Origin of the sequence: Streptomyces sp. NPDC058664, assembly GCF_042716635.1 — a bacterium.
Lineage (GTDB): Bacteria > Actinomycetota > Actinomycetes > Streptomycetales > Streptomycetaceae > Streptomyces.
In genome coordinates this window covers 52,206-67,246 of sequence record NZ_JBHXRW010000002.1, presented here as the reverse complement: position 1 = coordinate 67,246, position 15,041 = coordinate 52,206, and the positions used below count along the sequence as shown (strand labels likewise).

Sequence of the window (15,041 nt, the reverse complement as noted above, 5' to 3'; positions counted from 1 at the left end):
GCATCGGGCAGCATAGGGCCCATGTCCGTACTGACGCGCGACGAAGCGCAGACCCGTGCCCAGCTCCTCGACGTCCACCACTACCTCGTGGACATCGACCTCACCACCGGCGCAGAGACCTTCGAGTCCACCAGCACCGTCCGGTTCACCGCCCGCACCGCCGGGAACACCTTCGTCGAGCTCAAGCCCGTCACCCTGCACTCCGCCACCCTCGACGGAGAAACCCTCGACCCGGCCACCCTCACCGGCAACCGGCTCCCCCTGAACCTCACCGAGGGCGACCACGAGCTGCGCGTCACCACCACCATGCGCTACTCCCGCACCGGCGAAGGCATGCACCGCTTCACGGACCCCACCGACGGCGAGGCATACGTCTACACCCAACTCTTCATGGAAGACGTCCAACGCGTCTTCGCCGCCTTCGACCAGCCCGACCTCAAAGCCACCTTCGAACTGACCGTCACCGCCCCCGACAACTGGACCGTCCTCTCCAACAGCATCACCACACAGCAACCCGACGGCACCTGGAAAGCCGCCCCCACCCCCCTGCTCTCCACCTACTTCGTCTGCGTCGCCGCCGGCCCCTGGCACACGATCCGCACCGAACACGCCGGACTCCCCTTCGGCATCCACTGCCGCCGCTCCCTCGCCCCCCACCTCGACGCCGACGCCGACGAGATCCTCGCCGTCACCAAGGCCTGCTACGACCGCTACCACGAGAAGTTCGACGAGCCCTACCCCTTCGACTCCTACGACCAGGCCTTCGTCCCCGAGTTCAACGCCGGGGCCATGGAGAACCCCGGACTCGTCACCTTCCGCGACGAATTCGTCTTCCGCTCCGCCGTCACCCTCACCGAACGCCAGACCCGCGCCATGGTCATCGCCCACGAAATGGCCCACATGTGGTTCGGCGACCTCGTCACCCTCCGCTGGTGGGACGACATCTGGCTGAACGAGTCCTTCGCCGAGTACATGGGCTACCAGACCGTCAACGAAGCCTGCCCCGACCTCTTCCCCGACACCTGGATCGACTTCGGCGTCACCAGGAAGGCCTGGGGATACGAAGCCGACCAACGACCCTCCACCCACCCCGTCGCCCCCGACCCCGAAGCCGTCCCCGACACCGCCTCCGCCCTCCTCAACTTCGACGGCATCTCCTACGCCAAGGGCGCCTCCGCCCTCCGCCAGCTCGTCACCTGGCTCGGCGAGAAGGACTTCCTCACCGGCATCAACATCCACTTCAAACGCCACAAGTTCGGCAACGCCACCCTCGCCGACTTCCTCGACAACCTCGCCGCCGCCACCGACCGCGACGTCCACGGCTGGGCCGAACAATGGCTCCGCACCACCGGCGTCGACACCCTCACCCCCACCATCAGCGGCGAAGGCCTCCACTGGAAACTCACGGTCGACCGCGACGGCAGCCGCCCCCACCGCATCGCCGCCGGCCTCTACGACCGCGACCCCTCCGGCGACCTCGTCCTGCGCGAGCGCCGCGCACTCGACATCCCCCAGAAGACCCCCGCCGAGCTCTCCGGTCCGCGCCCCGCCCTCGTCGTCCTCAACGACGAGGACCTCACCTACACCAAACTCCGCTTCGACGAGACCTCCGAAGAAACCGCCCTCCGCGGCCTCTCCCGCATCCCGGACCCACTCACCCGAGCCGTGACCTGGAACGCGATGCGCGACATGGTCCGCGACGGCCACCTCGCCCCCGGCGAGTACCTGGCGACCGCCCTCGCCCACCTCACCGAGGAAACCGAACTCGCCCTCGTCCAAGGCGTCCTCGGCTTCGCCCGCACCCAGATCGCCGACCGGTACGTCACCCCCGACGAGCGCCCCGCCGCCCTCGCCACCCTCCGCGAGATCGCCCGCGCCCTGCTCCGCCACACCGAGGACGGCGACTCACCCGGCCTGCGCCTCACCGCCGTACGCGCTCTCGTCGACAGCGCCACCACCCCCGACCAGATCGCCTCCTGGCTCGCCGAGGACACCGTCCACGGCGGCCCCGAACTCGACCCCGAACTGCGCTGGCGCATCCTGGCCCGCCTCGCCGTCCTCGGCGCCACCGACGAGACCACGATCGCCGCCGAACTCGAACGCGACCCCAGCGCCACCGGCCAGGAAGGCGCCGCCCGCTGCCGGGCCTCCCTCCCGACCCCCGAGGCGAAAGCCACGGCCTGGGCCGCCCTCTTCGACTCCGACGACCTCTCCAACTACCTGTTCACCGCCACCGCCCAAGGCTTCTGGCAGCCCGAACAGGCCGACCTCGTACGGGAATACGTCCCCCGCTTCTACGACGCCGCCATCGCCCTCGGCACCCGCCGAGGCCCCGCCATGGCCGAAGCTGCAGGCCGCTACGCCTTCCCTTCCTACGCGATCGACCCGGAATCCCTCGCCCTCGGCGAACACCACCTCAAGGACGACACGATGATCCCGGCCCTCCACCGCAAACTCACCGACCAACTCGACGACCTCCGCCGAGCCCTGCGCGTCCGCGAGGCCTGAGGGTCTGCTGAACCGGTCGGGTTGTGGGCATCTGTTCCGCTGGGGCGGAACGGGTGGGCACAACCCGACCACCGGGCCGTACCCGGCCCCGTACCCCCTCCGCGGCGCCCCGTCGAGTCCCTGTCCCCCGTTCGGGTCACGCGGAGGCCGTCTCCGGACACACCACCTAAAACCCCGGCACCCTGTCGTCCATGCGTGCCGCACCCCCACCCCTGGCCGGAGCCACCCCCGGCCCCGACGCCCTCCGCCCCCTCCTGAACACCGTCCTCGACGCCCTTCGCACCGGCGCGGAACAGCGCGGCGGCCCCCTCCCCGCCGGCGGCCCCGAGACCGTGGCACGCCAGATGCGCGAGGCACTGGGCGAAGCCCTGCCGGAACACGGCACCGACCCCCACGAGGCCCTGGCGACGATCGTCCACACCCTCACCGCCGGCGCCGCCGACCCCGCCCACCCCCTCTGCGCCGCCCACCTCCACACCCCACCCCTCGCCCTCGCCACCGCCGCCGACCTCGCCGCCTCCGCGCTCAACCCCTCCATGGACTCCTGGGACCAGGCACCCGCAGCCTCCGCCCTCGAAGCCCAGGTCACCGCAGCCCTCGCCGCCGAGATCCACCCGACCGCCCACCACCCCGACGCCCTCGTCACCACCGGCGGCACCGAGTCCAACCAACTCGCCCTGCTCCTCGCCAGAGAACGCCACGGCCCGACCCTCCGCACCGTCGTCGGCGCCAACGCCCACCACTCCTTCCACCGCGCCGCCTGGCTCCTCGGCCTGCCCGCCCCGCTCACCGTCCCCACCCCGAACGGCACGATGGACCCCGCCGCCCTCGACGAGGCCCTGGCGACGATCCCCGGCCCCGCTCTCGTCGCCGCCACCGCGGGCACCACCGACGAAGGCCTGATCGACCCGCTGCCCGACATCGCCGACACGTGCGAGACCCACGGCGCCGAACTCCACGTCGACGCCGCCTACGGCGGCCCCGTCCTCTTCAGCCCCACCCACCGCCACCTCCTCCACGGCCTCGACCGCGCCCGAACCGTCACCGTCGACCTCCACAAACTCGGCTGGCAACCGGCCGCCGCCGGACTCCTCGCCGTACGCGACGCCGCCGACCTCGCCGTCCTCGGCCACACCGCCGACTACCTCAACGCCGACGACGACACCGACGCCGGACTCCCCGACCTCCTCGGCCGCTCCCTGCGCACCACCCGCCGCCCCGACGTCCTCAAGACGGCCGTCACCCTCCGCGCCCTCGGCCGCACCGGCCTCGCCACCCTCGTCGACACCTGCATGAACCTCGCCCAGGACCTCGCCGACCTCGTCGAGAAGACACCACGACTCGACCTGCGGGCCCGGCCCACCCTCACCACCGTCCTCTTCCGGCCGACCGGCGCCGACGACGACACCGTCGCCGCGATCCGCCGCACCCTCCTCACCGAAGGCCGCGCCGTCCTCGGCCGCGCCCACGCCGACGGCCGCCTCTGGCTCAAAGCCACCCTGCTCAACCCCCACACCACCCCCGACGACCTGGCACAGATCCTCACCCTCGTGGAAGGCGGCACGCACCGATGACCGGCAGCACCCCGAAGGACGACCTCGACCGGCCCCACGACCTCGTGGGCGTCGGCATCGGCCCCTTCAACCTCTCGCTCGCCGCCCTCGCCCAGGGCGTCCCCGGCGGCCTCACCGCCACCTTCTACGAGCAGAAACCCGCCTTCCACTGGCACCCCGGCCTCCTCATCGACGGCGCCACCCTCCAGGTCCCCTTCCTCGCCGACCTGGTCACCCTCGCCGACCCCGCCAGCCCCTGGACCTTCCTCAACTACCTGAAGGCCCGCGAACGCCTCTTCCCCTTCTACTTCGCCGAGAAATTCCACATCCAGCGCGCCGAGTACGACGCCTACTGCCGCTGGGTCAGCGAACACCTCCCCGGACTCCACTTCGGCCACCAGGTCGACTCCATCCGCTGGAACCCCGAACGACACCTCTTCGAAGTCGACTTCACCCAGATCGACCCCGACGGCGAAGCCGAAGCCCTCGGACGCGCCTACACCCACAACGTCGTCCTCGGCGTCGGCACCGAGCCCTACGTCCCCGAACCCCTCAAACCCCTCGCCGACGCCCCCGGCGTCCCCGTCTTCCACTCCGCCGACTACCTCACCCACCGCGAGACACTCCTCGCCGCCGGCCACGTCACCGTCATCGGCTCCGGCCAGTCCGGAGCCGAAGTCTTCCTCGACCTCCTCAGAGCCCGCCCCGCCGGAGCCGAGAAGATCCACTGGCTCGCCCGCACCGAAGCCTTCGCCCCCATGGAGTACTCCAAACTCGGCCTCGAACACTTCACCCCCGACTACACCCGCTACTTCCACGGCCTCCCCGAACCGACCCGCGCCGAACTCGTCCCCCGCCAATGGCAACTCCACAAAGGCATCGACACCGACACCATCACCGCCATCCACGACGAGCTCTACCGCCGCACCCTCCACGGCGGCTGGCCCGACGCCGTCCTCACCCCCGGCGTCCGCGTCCGCACCGCCGGCCGCGTCGCCACCACCCAGGTCGAACTCCACCTCGAACACCTCCAGCAAGGCACCCGCACCCGCCTCACCACCGACGCCGTCGTCCTCGCCACCGGCTACCGCGAACGCCCCGTCGACCGCATGCTCGCCGGCCTCGACCCCTACCTCCGCCACGACTCCGCCGGCCGCGCCCGGATCGACCAGCACTACCGCCTCGTCCTCGACCCCTCCGTCACCGGCGCCGTCCACGTCCAGAACGCCGAGAAGCACACCCACGGCGTCGGCGCCCCCGACCTCGGCCTCGCCGCCTGGCGCAGCGCCACCATCCTCAACTCCATCACCGGCAAGGAGCCCTACCCACTGCCCCGCCGCACCGCCTTCACCAGCTTCGGCCTGGAAACACGAGAGGCGCCGAGCATCCCGTCCCAGGACAGGAAGCTGACGCCCCTCGTACAACAGTGAGGTACTAGAACACCGGCACACCGTCCCGGGTCAGCTTCCAGTCCACCGACGCGAACTGCCCCGGGTCCACCGTCCCCTTCGCCGTCACCCACTGGATGATCGTGTTACGGATCTCGTCCGAGTTCGCCCACAGCTGCTGAGCGTTCGCGACGTGCGGGAACGCGCCGCCACCACTCGCCCGGTAGTTGTTCACCGCGAGGACGAACCTCGCCACCGGATCGATCGGCGCACCCCCGAAGGACAGGTTCACGATCCGCGACCCCGCCGGCTTCGCGATGTCGATCTCGTACGTCAGACCCGACACCGCGTCGTAGTTGTAGTCCGGGGTGCCGTCCGCGTTGGTCAGCTTCGCCGTCTCCACCGGCGCCCCCGCCGGAGTCAGGACGTAGTACTTCGCCGAGTACTCCAGGTACTCCTTCAGCTGGGCCCCCGTCATCAGACGCGCCTCCAGCGTGTTCTCGAAGGGATACAGACCGGCCGCGTCCTTGATGGTCACCTGACCGGCCGGAATCCGCGCCGTACGCGAGAAGCAGGAGGCCTGCGACAACACCGGCAGATCCGCGTACGCGCCACCCGCCAGAGCCGCCTTCACCGTCTCCGCCTGGACGACATTGATCAGATCGATGATCGGCTCGTCCTTCCACGGCGCGTCCGCCGTGGTCATCGCGGCCGTCGACGTACCGATCACCTGGTTGACGTACGCCACGACCTTCCTGTGCTCGTCCGCAAGCAGCCCCGTGATCTCCGGGTCCTCCGCCACCGCGTTCGAGTTCAGGACCTGCGCGCCGACCTTCTCGACCACCCAGCGGCCCTTCTCCCACACCAGGTCGAAATCGAAGAGGGTGAGACGCTGACCCCACTTCAGCGGCTCCGACAGGACGACGTCCTTCCCGGTCTCCTTGTTCCTCACCCGGCACTCCGGGATCTCGGTGTGCGCGTGACCGACGAGAATCGCGTCGATCCCCGGCACCTGCTCGGCGACGAGCCCCGCCGCGTTCTCGATGTGCGGAAGCTGGTCACCGTACGAAGACGTACCACTCGAACCCGAGTGCGCCGAGACGACGACCACGTCCGCACCCATCGACCGCAGCTTCGGCACCCACTTCGCGGCCTGCTCCTCCAGACCCGGGAAGACCATCTTCCCCGTGACGTTCGCCTTGTCCCAGATGGCGATGCCCGGATTGGTCAGACCCAGCACCGCGACCTTCACGTCCCTGCCGTGCGGGGTACGCAGACAGTGCATGCTGTACGGCGGAAAAGCCGGACGCAGGGTCTTCGCGTCGAGCGCGTTCGCACCGAGCAGCGGGAAGTCACACTGCTCCTCGAACTTCCGCAGCACCGGTATGCCGTAGTTGAACTCGTGGTTGCCGAGCGCGGCGGCGTCGTAGCCGATGGCGTTCATGGCCTGCGCCATCGGATGGACAGGACCCCCGGCCCGGGTGATCGGATCGACCTTGGCGTAGTAGTACGACAGCTGCGTGCCCTGGATGGTGTCACCGGCGTCGATCAGGAGGGTGTTGCGACGGCCCTTGGCCGCACGGACCTGGTCGACCAGCGTGGAGATCTTAGCGAGACCGATGTCGTTGTGCGCCTTGTCGTCGAACTCCCTGTCCGTGAAGTAGTCCCAGTTGAAGACGTTGCCGTGCAGGTCGGTGGTGCCCATCACGGTGAAGGAGTACCGCTTCTGCGGACGCGGGCGGCCGGGGACGTGGGCCTCGGCGGGAACGGCTACGGCTCCGGCGACGGCCACTCCGGCCCCGGCGGCGGCCGAGCGCTCCAAAAACGTCCTGCGGTTCAGCGGCATGTGTTCTCTCCCCTTGTGGTTCTGTGACGCCCGCGCCGACCATGGCGCACAACGCGCGTAGATTCTGGCTCAGACGGCACGCCGACAACAGACCTCCCGGGTTACGGAGTGGGAAAGTGTTCGGAGGACGCTCGCCACCGAACACGGAGGAGCCAGGACATGCCACAGGAACACGCGACCCCGGACGCGCCCCAGGTGACCGTCCGAGGCGAAGGACGCCTGGAGGTCGACCCCGAACTCGCCCGCGTCTGGCTGACCGTCTCCGCACGCGGCACCGACCGCTCGGCGACCCTCACCGACCTGACCCGACGCAACGCCCGCGTACTCGACCTGGTCAAGGCACAGGGAGACACGATCGAACGCCTCGAGACGGGCAGACTCTCGATCTCCCCCGAACTCGGCAGACGCGGCCGCGCGGAACGCGTCCACGCCTACGTCGGCCGGGTCCGCGTGACGGCCGAACTGACCGACTTCACCGCCCTCGGAGAACTCGTCACCCGACTCGCCGACCTGGAGATGACCAGCGTCGACGGACCCTGGTGGGAACTGCGACCCGACTCCCCGGCCTACGCCGAGGCCCGACGGCTCGCCGTCACCGAGGCCGTACGACGAGCCCGCGCGTACGCCGAAGCACTCGGCACCACCCTCACCTCACTCATCGAACTCTCGGACGCCGGACTCGGCGGACCCGACATGTCGATGCCCCCCGCCTTCCCCGGCACCCACCGCATCGCCTTCGCGGCGGAAGCCGCCGGCGAGACCCCGCCCCTCGACCTCGAACCACAACGACAGACCGTCACGGCCGAGGTCGTCGCACGCTTCACCATGCGGCCGCCCACCCTCTGAGACGAGCGGCACCAGAACATCGAAAACGCTCATCAGAGCACCCCGCCGCACAGATTCAAGACTTGTCAACAGCCTTTCACGGAAAGGTTGTTGAGTAGTCATGTCACGCCAACTCGCTACTGATGGGTAAGCCCTAGGCTCGACCCATGCGCCGAGCGAAAATCGTCTGCACCCTTGGGCCCGCCACCGAAACATACGACCAGATCAAGGCGTTGATCGAGGCCGGAATGGACGTGGCCCGATTCAACCTCAGCCACGGCACCTACGCCGAACACGAAGAGCGCTACCAGCACGTACGCAAAGCCTCCGACGAGACCGGCCGCAGCGTCGGCGTCCTCGCCGACCTTCAAGGCCCGAAGATCCGCCTCGGCCGCTTCCGCGAAGGCCCCGTACTCCTTGAACGCGGCGACGCGTTCACCATCACCGTCGAACCCATGGAAGGCGACCGCCACAGCTGCGGAACCACCTACCCCGGCCTCGCCACCGACGTCACCACCGGCGAACGCATCCTCGTCGACGACGGCCGCGTCACCCTCGAAGTCACCTCCGTCGAAGGACCCCGCGTCAACACCCTCGTCGTCGAGGGCGGCATGGTCTCCGACCACAAGGGCCTCAACCTCCCCGGCGTCGCCGTCTCCGTCCCCGCCCTCTCCGAGAAGGACATCGAAGACCTCCGCTGGGCACTCCGCACCGGCGCCGACGTCATCGCCCTCTCCTTCGTCCGCAGCGCCCGCGACATCGTCGACGTCCACCGGATCATGGACGAGGAAGGCCGCCGCCTCCCCGTCATCGCCAAGATCGAGAAGCCCCAGGCCGTCGACAACATCGACGAGATCGTCGCCGCCTTCGACGGCATCATGGTCGCCCGCGGCGACCTCGGCGTCGAAATGCCCCTCGAACAAGTCCCGATCGTCCAGAAGCGCGCCGTCAAACTCGCCAAGCGCAACGCCAAACCCGTCATCGTCGCCACCCAGATGCTCGACTCGATGATCGACAACTCCCGCCCCACCCGCGCCGAAGCCAGCGACGTCGCCAACGCCGTCATCGACGGCACCGACGCGGTCATGCTCTCCGGCGAGACCAGCGTCGGCCGCTACCCCATCGAGACGGTCCGCACCATGAGCCGCATCGTGGAGGCCGCGGAGGAAGACGTCCTCGCCAAGGGCCTGCCCCCGCTGACCGACCGCAACAAGCCCCGCACCCAGGGCGGCGCCGTCGCCCGAGCCGCCGCCGAGATGGGCGACTTCCTCGGAGCCAAGTTCCTCGTCGCCTTCACCCAGTCCGGCGACACCGTCAAACGACTCTCCCGCTACCGCTCCCCGATCCCCCTCCTCGCCTTCACCCCGGACCCGGCCACCCGCTCCCAGCTCAACCTCACGTGGGGCGTCGAGACCTTCCTCGGCCCGCACGTCGACTCGACGGACGCGATGGTGGCCCAGGTCGACGAGGAACTGCTCAGGATCGGCCGCTGCCGGCCGGGCGACATCGTGGTCATCACGGCCGGCTCCCCGCCGGGCGTCGCGGGCTCGACGAACCTGGTCAGGGTCCACCACATCGGCGACCCGCTGACGTAGTCAGTGCTTGGCCCCCACGTGCAGGTCCATGAGCGCGACGGAGGCCTTGCGGGCGACGGAGATGTTGAACGGGTCGGTGCCGCGACGGGTGGTCGTCCATTCGACACCGACCCTGTCGAGGGCGTCGCCGAACAGCTTCCGGATGTCGTCGGACTTGTTGGTGAAGAAGTACCGGGGGTACTCGTACCGCTTCCGCTCGCCCCCGACGAGGCGCGTGGTCCAGTTGGTGATCCGGCACCCGTCGGAGTGGATGAGGCCGCGGATGAACTCCCAAGGGTGCTCGGCCACGATCCCTTGCTGCCACGGCTCCAGGGCGATGAGCCGCTCGTGCTTCTTCCCGGGCCCGTGCTGCGGGAAAAGGCAGGCAAGATGCAGTGAGTACACCTTCACGTTGTGGCAGCCTTTCCTCCGCACGCGGCATGTGGCGTTGTCCGGGAACACCCGACGCATGGCGATCTCGGCCTCGTTCTGTACCCCGGGCCAGGCGTCATCGAGGCTGATCATGAGGCTTGGTGCCCGGTGAGACGAGTACTGGCTGATATGTCCGTCGCCAAGGTAGAGCCCTAGCAGGTACGCGTACGCCGCCTCGCCCAACGCCCGCCCGTCACAGCGGGGGCATTTCGGGTCGGGCCGCCCTGGGCACTCGCCACGCTTTGCGCGGTCCTCGTGTTTCCAGTAGCTGATGGTGCCCTTTGGGACGTTGAGCTTGCGAGCCACATCCGCGTTTTTGGCGCCGTCGCGCAGTAGCGTGAGCGCCCGCTGTCGCACTTCTGTGCCGTGAAAGTTCACGCGATCACTCTGAGCAAGGATCCGTCGCTGTGCGCAGCAAAAAGCGGACATTCACGCGAAGGTGAACGTCCGCTTCGGAGACCAGTGCCGGGTGCGGGATTCGAACCCGCACGCCCTTTCGGACAGATGTGTTTGAGACATCAGCGTCTGCCATTCCGCCAACCCGGCAGGGTGCCAGTCGGAGTGTACCCGGTCACCGGTCTGGCCAGCAGCTAGGTAGGCTTCTTCATGCAGCGCACTGCCCCGCAACGAGGAGCTCCCGTGACCGCCCCCGAGTCGCCCCAGCCCGCCGACGACGCCGCCGACACGTCGCACGTCCCGCCGCTGACGACCCGTGTCGTCATCGCCGAGGACGAGGCCCTCATCCGCCTCGACCTCAAAGAGATGCTGGAGGAAGAGGGCTACCTGGTCGTCGGTGAGGCCGGTGACGGCAAGACGGCCGTCGACCTCGCCCGTGAGCACCGGCCCGACCTCGTCATCCTCGACGTGAAGATGCCCGTCCTGGACGGCATCTCGGCGGCCGAGCAGATCGCCGGCGAGTCCATCGCCCCGGTTCTCATGCTCACCGCCTTCTCGCAGCGGGAGCTGGTCGAGCGGGCGCGGGACGCCGGTGCCATGGCGTACCTGGTGAAGCCGTTCAGCAAGAGTGACGTGGTGCCGGCCATCGAGATGGCGGTGTCCCGCTTCTCGGAGCTGCGTGCGCTGGAGAAGGAGGTCGCGGACCTCTCCCAGCGTCTGGAGACGCGGAAGCTGGTGGACCGTGCGAAGTCGATCCTGCAGACGCAGTACGGGCTGACGGAGCCGGCGGCGTTCCGTTGGATCCAGAAGACGTCGATGGACCGTCGTATGTCGATGCAGCAGGTGGCGGAGGCTGTGATCGAGGACGCCGAGGAGAAGAAGGCGGCCAAGGGGCAGTAGTCCCGTACCCGTACTCCGTACATCCGTACAGAAGAAGGCCCGCTCCACGTCGCTGTGGGGCGGGCCTTCTTGTCTGCGGGGGTGTCTTACTCCTCGCCGAGGTAGGTCTTGCGGACCTCGTCGTCGTGGAGCAGGTCCTGACCGGTGCCGGACAGTTTGATCTTGCCGACCTCGAGGACGTAGCCCTGGTCCGCGAGCGAGAGCGCGGCCTGCGCGTTCTGCTCGATGAGCAGGATGGTCATGCCCTCGGACTTGAGGGTCGCGATGGTCTCCATGATCTTCTGCATCATGATCGGGGAGAGGCCCATGGAGGGCTCGTCGAGCATCAGCAGCTTGGGTCGGGACATGAGTGCCCTGCCCATGGCCAGCATCTGCTGCTCACCGCCGGAGAGGGTGCCCGCGGCCTGCTTGCGGCGCTCGCCCAGGATGGGGAAGAGGTCGTAGGACTTCTGGATGTCCTTCTCGATGCCGTCCTTGTCCTTGCGGAGGAAGGCGCCCAGCTGGAGGTTCTCGGCGATGGTCAGCTTGGGGAAGATGTGCCGGCCCTCGGGGGAGTGGGCCAGGCCCAGCGAGACCACCTTGTGGGCGGGGATGCCGTTGAGCACCTGGCCGTCGAAGGTGATGGTGCCGCTGGTGGGCTTGATCAGTCCCGAGAGGGTGCGCAGGGTGGTGGTCTTGCCCGCGCCGTTGGTGCCGATGAGGCTGACGACCTGGCCGGTCTTCACGGTGAAGGAGATGCCCTTGACGGCTTCGATCTTGCCGTAGGCGACCTTGAGGTCCTCGACTTCGAGGAGTGTGGTCACTTGGAGTCTCCTTCGGTGGTGCTGTCCGCGTCCTTGGCCTTGGCCTCGGTCGCGTCCGCGTCCGTGTCCGTGTCTGCGGTCTCGGCCGCGTCCTCGGTCGTCGGGGCGGCCGGGCCGTCGTCGTCGGCGTCGTCGGCCTCGTCCTCGGCCGGAGCGTCGGAGTCGGCGTCGGCGGTCGTTTCGTCCGTCGCCTCGGCCGCGTGTGCCTCGGCGGCCTCGACCTCGGCGGCTTCTTCCGCGCCGGGCGCGCCTTCGAAGGGCGTGCCCAGGTAGGCGGCGACGACTCGTTCGTCGCCCTGGACGACTTCGGCGGTGCCTTCGACGAGCTTCTCGCCCTGGACGAGGACGGCCACTCGGTCGCACAGCTTGAAGATGAACTTCATGTCGTGCTCGATGACGAGGACGGCGATGCCGCGGTCGCGGATGGCGAAGACGAGTTCCTCGGTGGTGCGGGTCTCGCTCTGGTTCATGCCGGCGGTCGGCTCGTCGAGGAGGAGGAGGCCGGGGTCGCTGGCGAGTGCGCGGGCGATTTCCAGCTTGCGCTGTTCGCCGTAGGGCAGGTTGCGTGCCAGGTGGTCCGCCTTGGCGGCCAGGCCGACGAACTCGAGGAGTTCCATGGCCCGGTCGTGGGAGGCGGCTTCGGCCTTCTTGAAGCCGGGTCCGCGCAGCAGCGCGGACCAGAGGCCCTCCTTGGTCCGGGTGTGGCGTCCGACGAGGACGTTCTCCAGGACCGTCATGTTGGAGAAGAGGCGGATGTTCTGGAAGGTGCGGGCGATGCCGGCCTTGGTGACCAGGTGGGGCTTGGGCGGGAGGACCGTTCCCTTGTAGCTGACCTGGCCTTCGGTGGGGACGTACAGGCCGGTGAGGCAGTTGAAGAAGGTCGTCTTGCCGGCGCCGTTGGGGCCGATGAGGCCGACGATCTCGCCTTCGCGGACGGTGAGGTCCACTCCGCGTACGGCGGTGAGGCCGCCGAAGCGCATGGTGACGCCGCTGGCGTCGAGGACGGTGGCGGCCGTGGCCGTGGTGGTCGTGGTCATGGCGTTCACGCACCCGCCTTCGAGGTTCCGACGATGGGGTCGGCGGCGGGCCGCTGCTCCGGTACGTCCAGGTTGCCGGCGTCCTCGTCGTGCTCGTGGTACTCCAGCTGGGCGCGCCGGTTGGGGATGAGTCCCTCCGGGCGGAAGCGCATCAGGAGGATGAGTGCGAGGCCGAAGGCGAGCAGCTGGTAGTCCTTGAGGAAGGCCAGCTTCTCGGGGATCAGGAAGAGCAGTGCGGCGCCGAGGAGGGGGCCGCGGATGGTGCCCATGCCGCCGAGGATCACGGCTGCCAGGAGGAATGCGGAGTTCGGGGCGACGGGGCCGGCGAACACGTACATCTCGGGGAGGACCGTGCCCTGGAAGTGGGCCTGGACGGTGCCGGCGACGCCGGCGAGGGTGGCGCCGAGGGCGAAGGCGATGAGCTTGACCCGGAAGCCGTTGATGCCCATGGCGGTGGCGGCGGTCTCGTCCTCGCGGATGGCGACCCAGGCGCGGCCGATGCGGGAGTCCTGTGCCCGGCTGAAGACCAGGACGACGAACACCATCACCAGCAGCATGAGCAGGTAGTAGTTGGCGTAGGAGCTGATCTCGACGCCGAGGATGGTGTGGGTCTGGCCGAAGTCGTAGCCGAAGAGGTTCAGCGCGGGGATGTTCGGGATGCCGTTCGGGCCGTTGGTGATCTGGGGTCCGTTGTCGCCGTCCATGTTGTTGACGGTGATGCGGAAGATCTCACCGAAGCCGAGCGTCACGATGGCGAGGTAGTCGCCGTGGAGCCGCAGGGTCGGTGCGCCGATGACGACGCCGAAGACGAGGGCGACGATCGCGCCGAGGATCATGGCTGCCCAGAAGGGCAGCTGGATGTCGAAGGCGGAGGCCGTGGAGCCGGAGACGAGGGCGGCCGTGTAGGCGCCGACGCCGAGGAACGCGACGTAACCGAGGTCCAGGAGTCCTGCGAGGCCGACGACGACGTTGAGGCCGAGTGCGACGGTCGCGAAGATCAGGATGTTGACCGCGATGACGGTGAACGTGTCCGTGGTCTGGGTGAAGGGGAACGCGGCGGCGGCGACGAACGCGGCGGTGGCGGCGACCTGCCTGTTCTTGGAGGCGACTGCCGAGACGCGGCCCATGAGGCCGGACTTGTTGAAGGCCGCCGCGCCGAAGCCCGCGAGGAGCAGGTAGCCGATGAACAGCTCGCCGTACTCGGTGGAGATGCCGTAGGTGACCGCGTACATGCCGATGGCGAACGCGGCGACGAGGATGAGGATCTCCGCCCAGGAGGGGATCTCCTTGGGCCGGGCGGGCTTGCGGGTGTCGTCCGGGAGCAGGAAGGCTGCGAGCGGGATGAGTGTGGCGACCGCGGCGACGAAGCCGCCGGGTTCCAGGTGGGCCAGGCCGCCGAGCTGCACCGTGATGGCGATCAAGGTGTACCAGGTGGTGCCGAAGGCGCCGAGTGCGAGGAACTGGAGTGCCTTGGTGGAGCCGGCCGGGGTGAGCCAGCGGAGGCCCTTGATGCCGAGGGCGGAGAGGGCGAACAGGGTCAGCAGGGCGCCGGCGACGAGGGTGAGGACCTGGAGGCCGCCGGGGTAGCCGTTGACGGTGAGGTCGCCGGGGAATTCGGAGGTGTACGTCCAGGCGAGGAACGTCGAGGCGAGGGTGGCGATGCCGCCGCCGACGAGGGCCCAGTGCAGCGGGCCGGTGGCCTTCGCGCCGGTGGGCCGGGTCTTGTCGGCCGGGGTGCCGGACTCTTCGGGCTGGGTGGTGAGGTCGGTCGTCATAGCG

The 15,041-nt window shown here is 69.0% G+C and carries 11 protein-coding genes and 1 tRNA gene; 6 read left to right on the top strand and 6 right to left on the bottom strand.

The window, feature by feature from the left end; translation table 11 throughout:
• Positions 1–21 precede the first annotated feature (21 nt).
• From pepN to ACFWUY_RS02010, 3 genes are all read left to right on the top strand, one after another.
• A complete protein-coding gene (gene pepN / locus ACFWUY_RS02020) occupies positions 22–2,508 on the top strand; it encodes an aminopeptidase N (protein WP_384100949.1) in 2,487 nt (828 codons plus the stop codon).
• Between the two features lie 191 nt (positions 2,509–2,699).
• Complete coding sequence (locus tag ACFWUY_RS02015) at positions 2,700–4,082, top strand: pyridoxal phosphate-dependent decarboxylase family protein (RefSeq protein ID WP_384100947.1); 1,383 nt, start codon at positions 2,700–2,702, stop codon at positions 4,080–4,082.
• On the top strand, positions 4,079–5,491 hold the full coding sequence (locus tag ACFWUY_RS02010; protein ID WP_384100945.1) for a lysine N(6)-hydroxylase/L-ornithine N(5)-oxygenase family protein: 1,413 nt from the start codon (positions 4,079–4,081) through the stop codon (positions 5,489–5,491). Before ACFWUY_RS02015 ends, ACFWUY_RS02010 begins: the two co-directional genes overlap by 4 nt.
• A gap of 4 nt (positions 5,492–5,495) precedes the next feature.
• Here the strand turns inward: ACFWUY_RS02010 and ACFWUY_RS02005 are convergent, their stop codons facing one another.
• The gene (locus ACFWUY_RS02005) at positions 5,496–7,295 is read right to left on the bottom strand and encodes a bifunctional metallophosphatase/5'-nucleotidase (protein WP_384100943.1); all 1,800 of its coding nucleotides are present in this window, start codon (positions 7,293–7,295) and stop codon (positions 5,496–5,498) included.
• Between the two features lie 159 nt (positions 7,296–7,454).
• On the opposite strand from ACFWUY_RS02005, the gene ACFWUY_RS02000 reads away from it, so the two are divergent.
• Both ACFWUY_RS02000 and pyk read left to right on the top strand, forming a co-directional pair.
• Positions 7,455–8,141, top strand: a complete 687-nt coding sequence (locus ACFWUY_RS02000) for an SIMPL domain-containing protein (RefSeq protein ID WP_384100941.1) — start codon at positions 7,455–7,457, stop codon at positions 8,139–8,141.
• Between the two features lie 146 nt (positions 8,142–8,287).
• Positions 8,288–9,715, top strand: coding sequence for a pyruvate kinase (pyk, locus tag ACFWUY_RS01995; protein WP_384100939.1), 1,428 nt, complete (start codon positions 8,288–8,290; stop codon positions 9,713–9,715).
• Here pyk and ACFWUY_RS01990 read toward each other — a convergent pair whose 3' ends face one another.
• On the bottom strand, positions 9,716–10,504 hold the full coding sequence (locus tag ACFWUY_RS01990; protein ID WP_384100937.1) for a helix-turn-helix domain-containing protein: 789 nt from the start codon (positions 10,502–10,504) through the stop codon (positions 9,716–9,718). It abuts the gene before it with no gap.
• 85 nt (positions 10,505–10,589) lie between these two features.
• A tRNA-Leu gene (locus ACFWUY_RS01985) sits at positions 10,590–10,672 on the bottom strand.
• 93 nt (positions 10,673–10,765) lie between these two features.
• Here ACFWUY_RS01985 and ACFWUY_RS01980 point away from each other — a divergent pair.
• Complete coding sequence (locus ACFWUY_RS01980; RefSeq protein ID WP_384100935.1) at positions 10,766–11,422, top strand: ANTAR domain-containing response regulator; 657 nt, start codon at positions 10,766–10,768, stop codon at positions 11,420–11,422.
• 86 nt (positions 11,423–11,508) lie between these two features.
• Here the strand turns inward: ACFWUY_RS01980 and ACFWUY_RS01975 are convergent, their stop codons facing one another.
• Genes ACFWUY_RS01975 through ACFWUY_RS01965 form a run of 3 tightly spaced genes read right to left on the bottom strand, consistent with a single transcriptional unit; the run spans position 11,509 to position 15,037 of the window.
• Entirely contained in the window at positions 11,509–12,225 is a 717-nt protein-coding gene (locus ACFWUY_RS01975; RefSeq protein WP_384100933.1) for an ABC transporter ATP-binding protein, read from the bottom strand.
• Entirely contained in the window at positions 12,222–13,262 is a 1,041-nt protein-coding gene (locus tag ACFWUY_RS01970; protein WP_384100931.1) for an ABC transporter ATP-binding protein, read from the bottom strand. The genes ACFWUY_RS01975 and ACFWUY_RS01970 overlap by 4 nt, the downstream gene beginning before the upstream one ends.
• Before the next feature lie 5 nt (positions 13,263–13,267).
• The gene (locus ACFWUY_RS01965) at positions 13,268–15,037 is read right to left on the bottom strand and encodes a branched-chain amino acid ABC transporter permease (RefSeq protein ID WP_384100929.1); all 1,770 of its coding nucleotides are present in this window, start codon (positions 15,035–15,037) and stop codon (positions 13,268–13,270) included.
• Between the last annotated feature and the right edge of the window lie 4 nt (positions 15,038–15,041).

Excerpts from the sequence above, each read along its gene's own strand:
- ACFWUY_RS02000 (WP_384100941.1), top strand. The coding sequence starts at position 7,455 with ATGCCACAGGAACACGCGACCCCGGACGCGCCCCAGGTGACCGTCCGA.
- pyk (WP_384100939.1), top strand. The coding sequence starts at position 8,288 with ATGCGCCGAGCGAAAATCGTCTGCACCCTTGGGCCCGCCACCGAAACA.
- ACFWUY_RS02010 (WP_384100945.1), top strand. The coding sequence starts at position 4,079 with ATGACCGGCAGCACCCCGAAGGACGACCTCGACCGGCCCCACGACCTC.
- ACFWUY_RS01970 (WP_384100931.1), bottom strand. The coding sequence starts at position 13,262 with ATGACCACGACCACCACGGCCACGGCCGCCACCGTCCTCGACGCCAGC.
- ACFWUY_RS02005 (WP_384100943.1), bottom strand. The coding sequence starts at position 7,295 with ATGCCGCTGAACCGCAGGACGTTTTTGGAGCGCTCGGCCGCCGCCGGG.
- ACFWUY_RS02015 (WP_384100947.1), top strand. The coding sequence starts at position 2,700 with ATGCGTGCCGCACCCCCACCCCTGGCCGGAGCCACCCCCGGCCCCGAC.
- ACFWUY_RS01965 (WP_384100929.1), bottom strand. The coding sequence starts at position 15,037 with ATGACGACCGACCTCACCACCCAGCCCGAAGAGTCCGGCACCCCGGCC.
- pepN (WP_384100949.1), top strand. The coding sequence starts at position 22 with ATGTCCGTACTGACGCGCGACGAAGCGCAGACCCGTGCCCAGCTCCTC.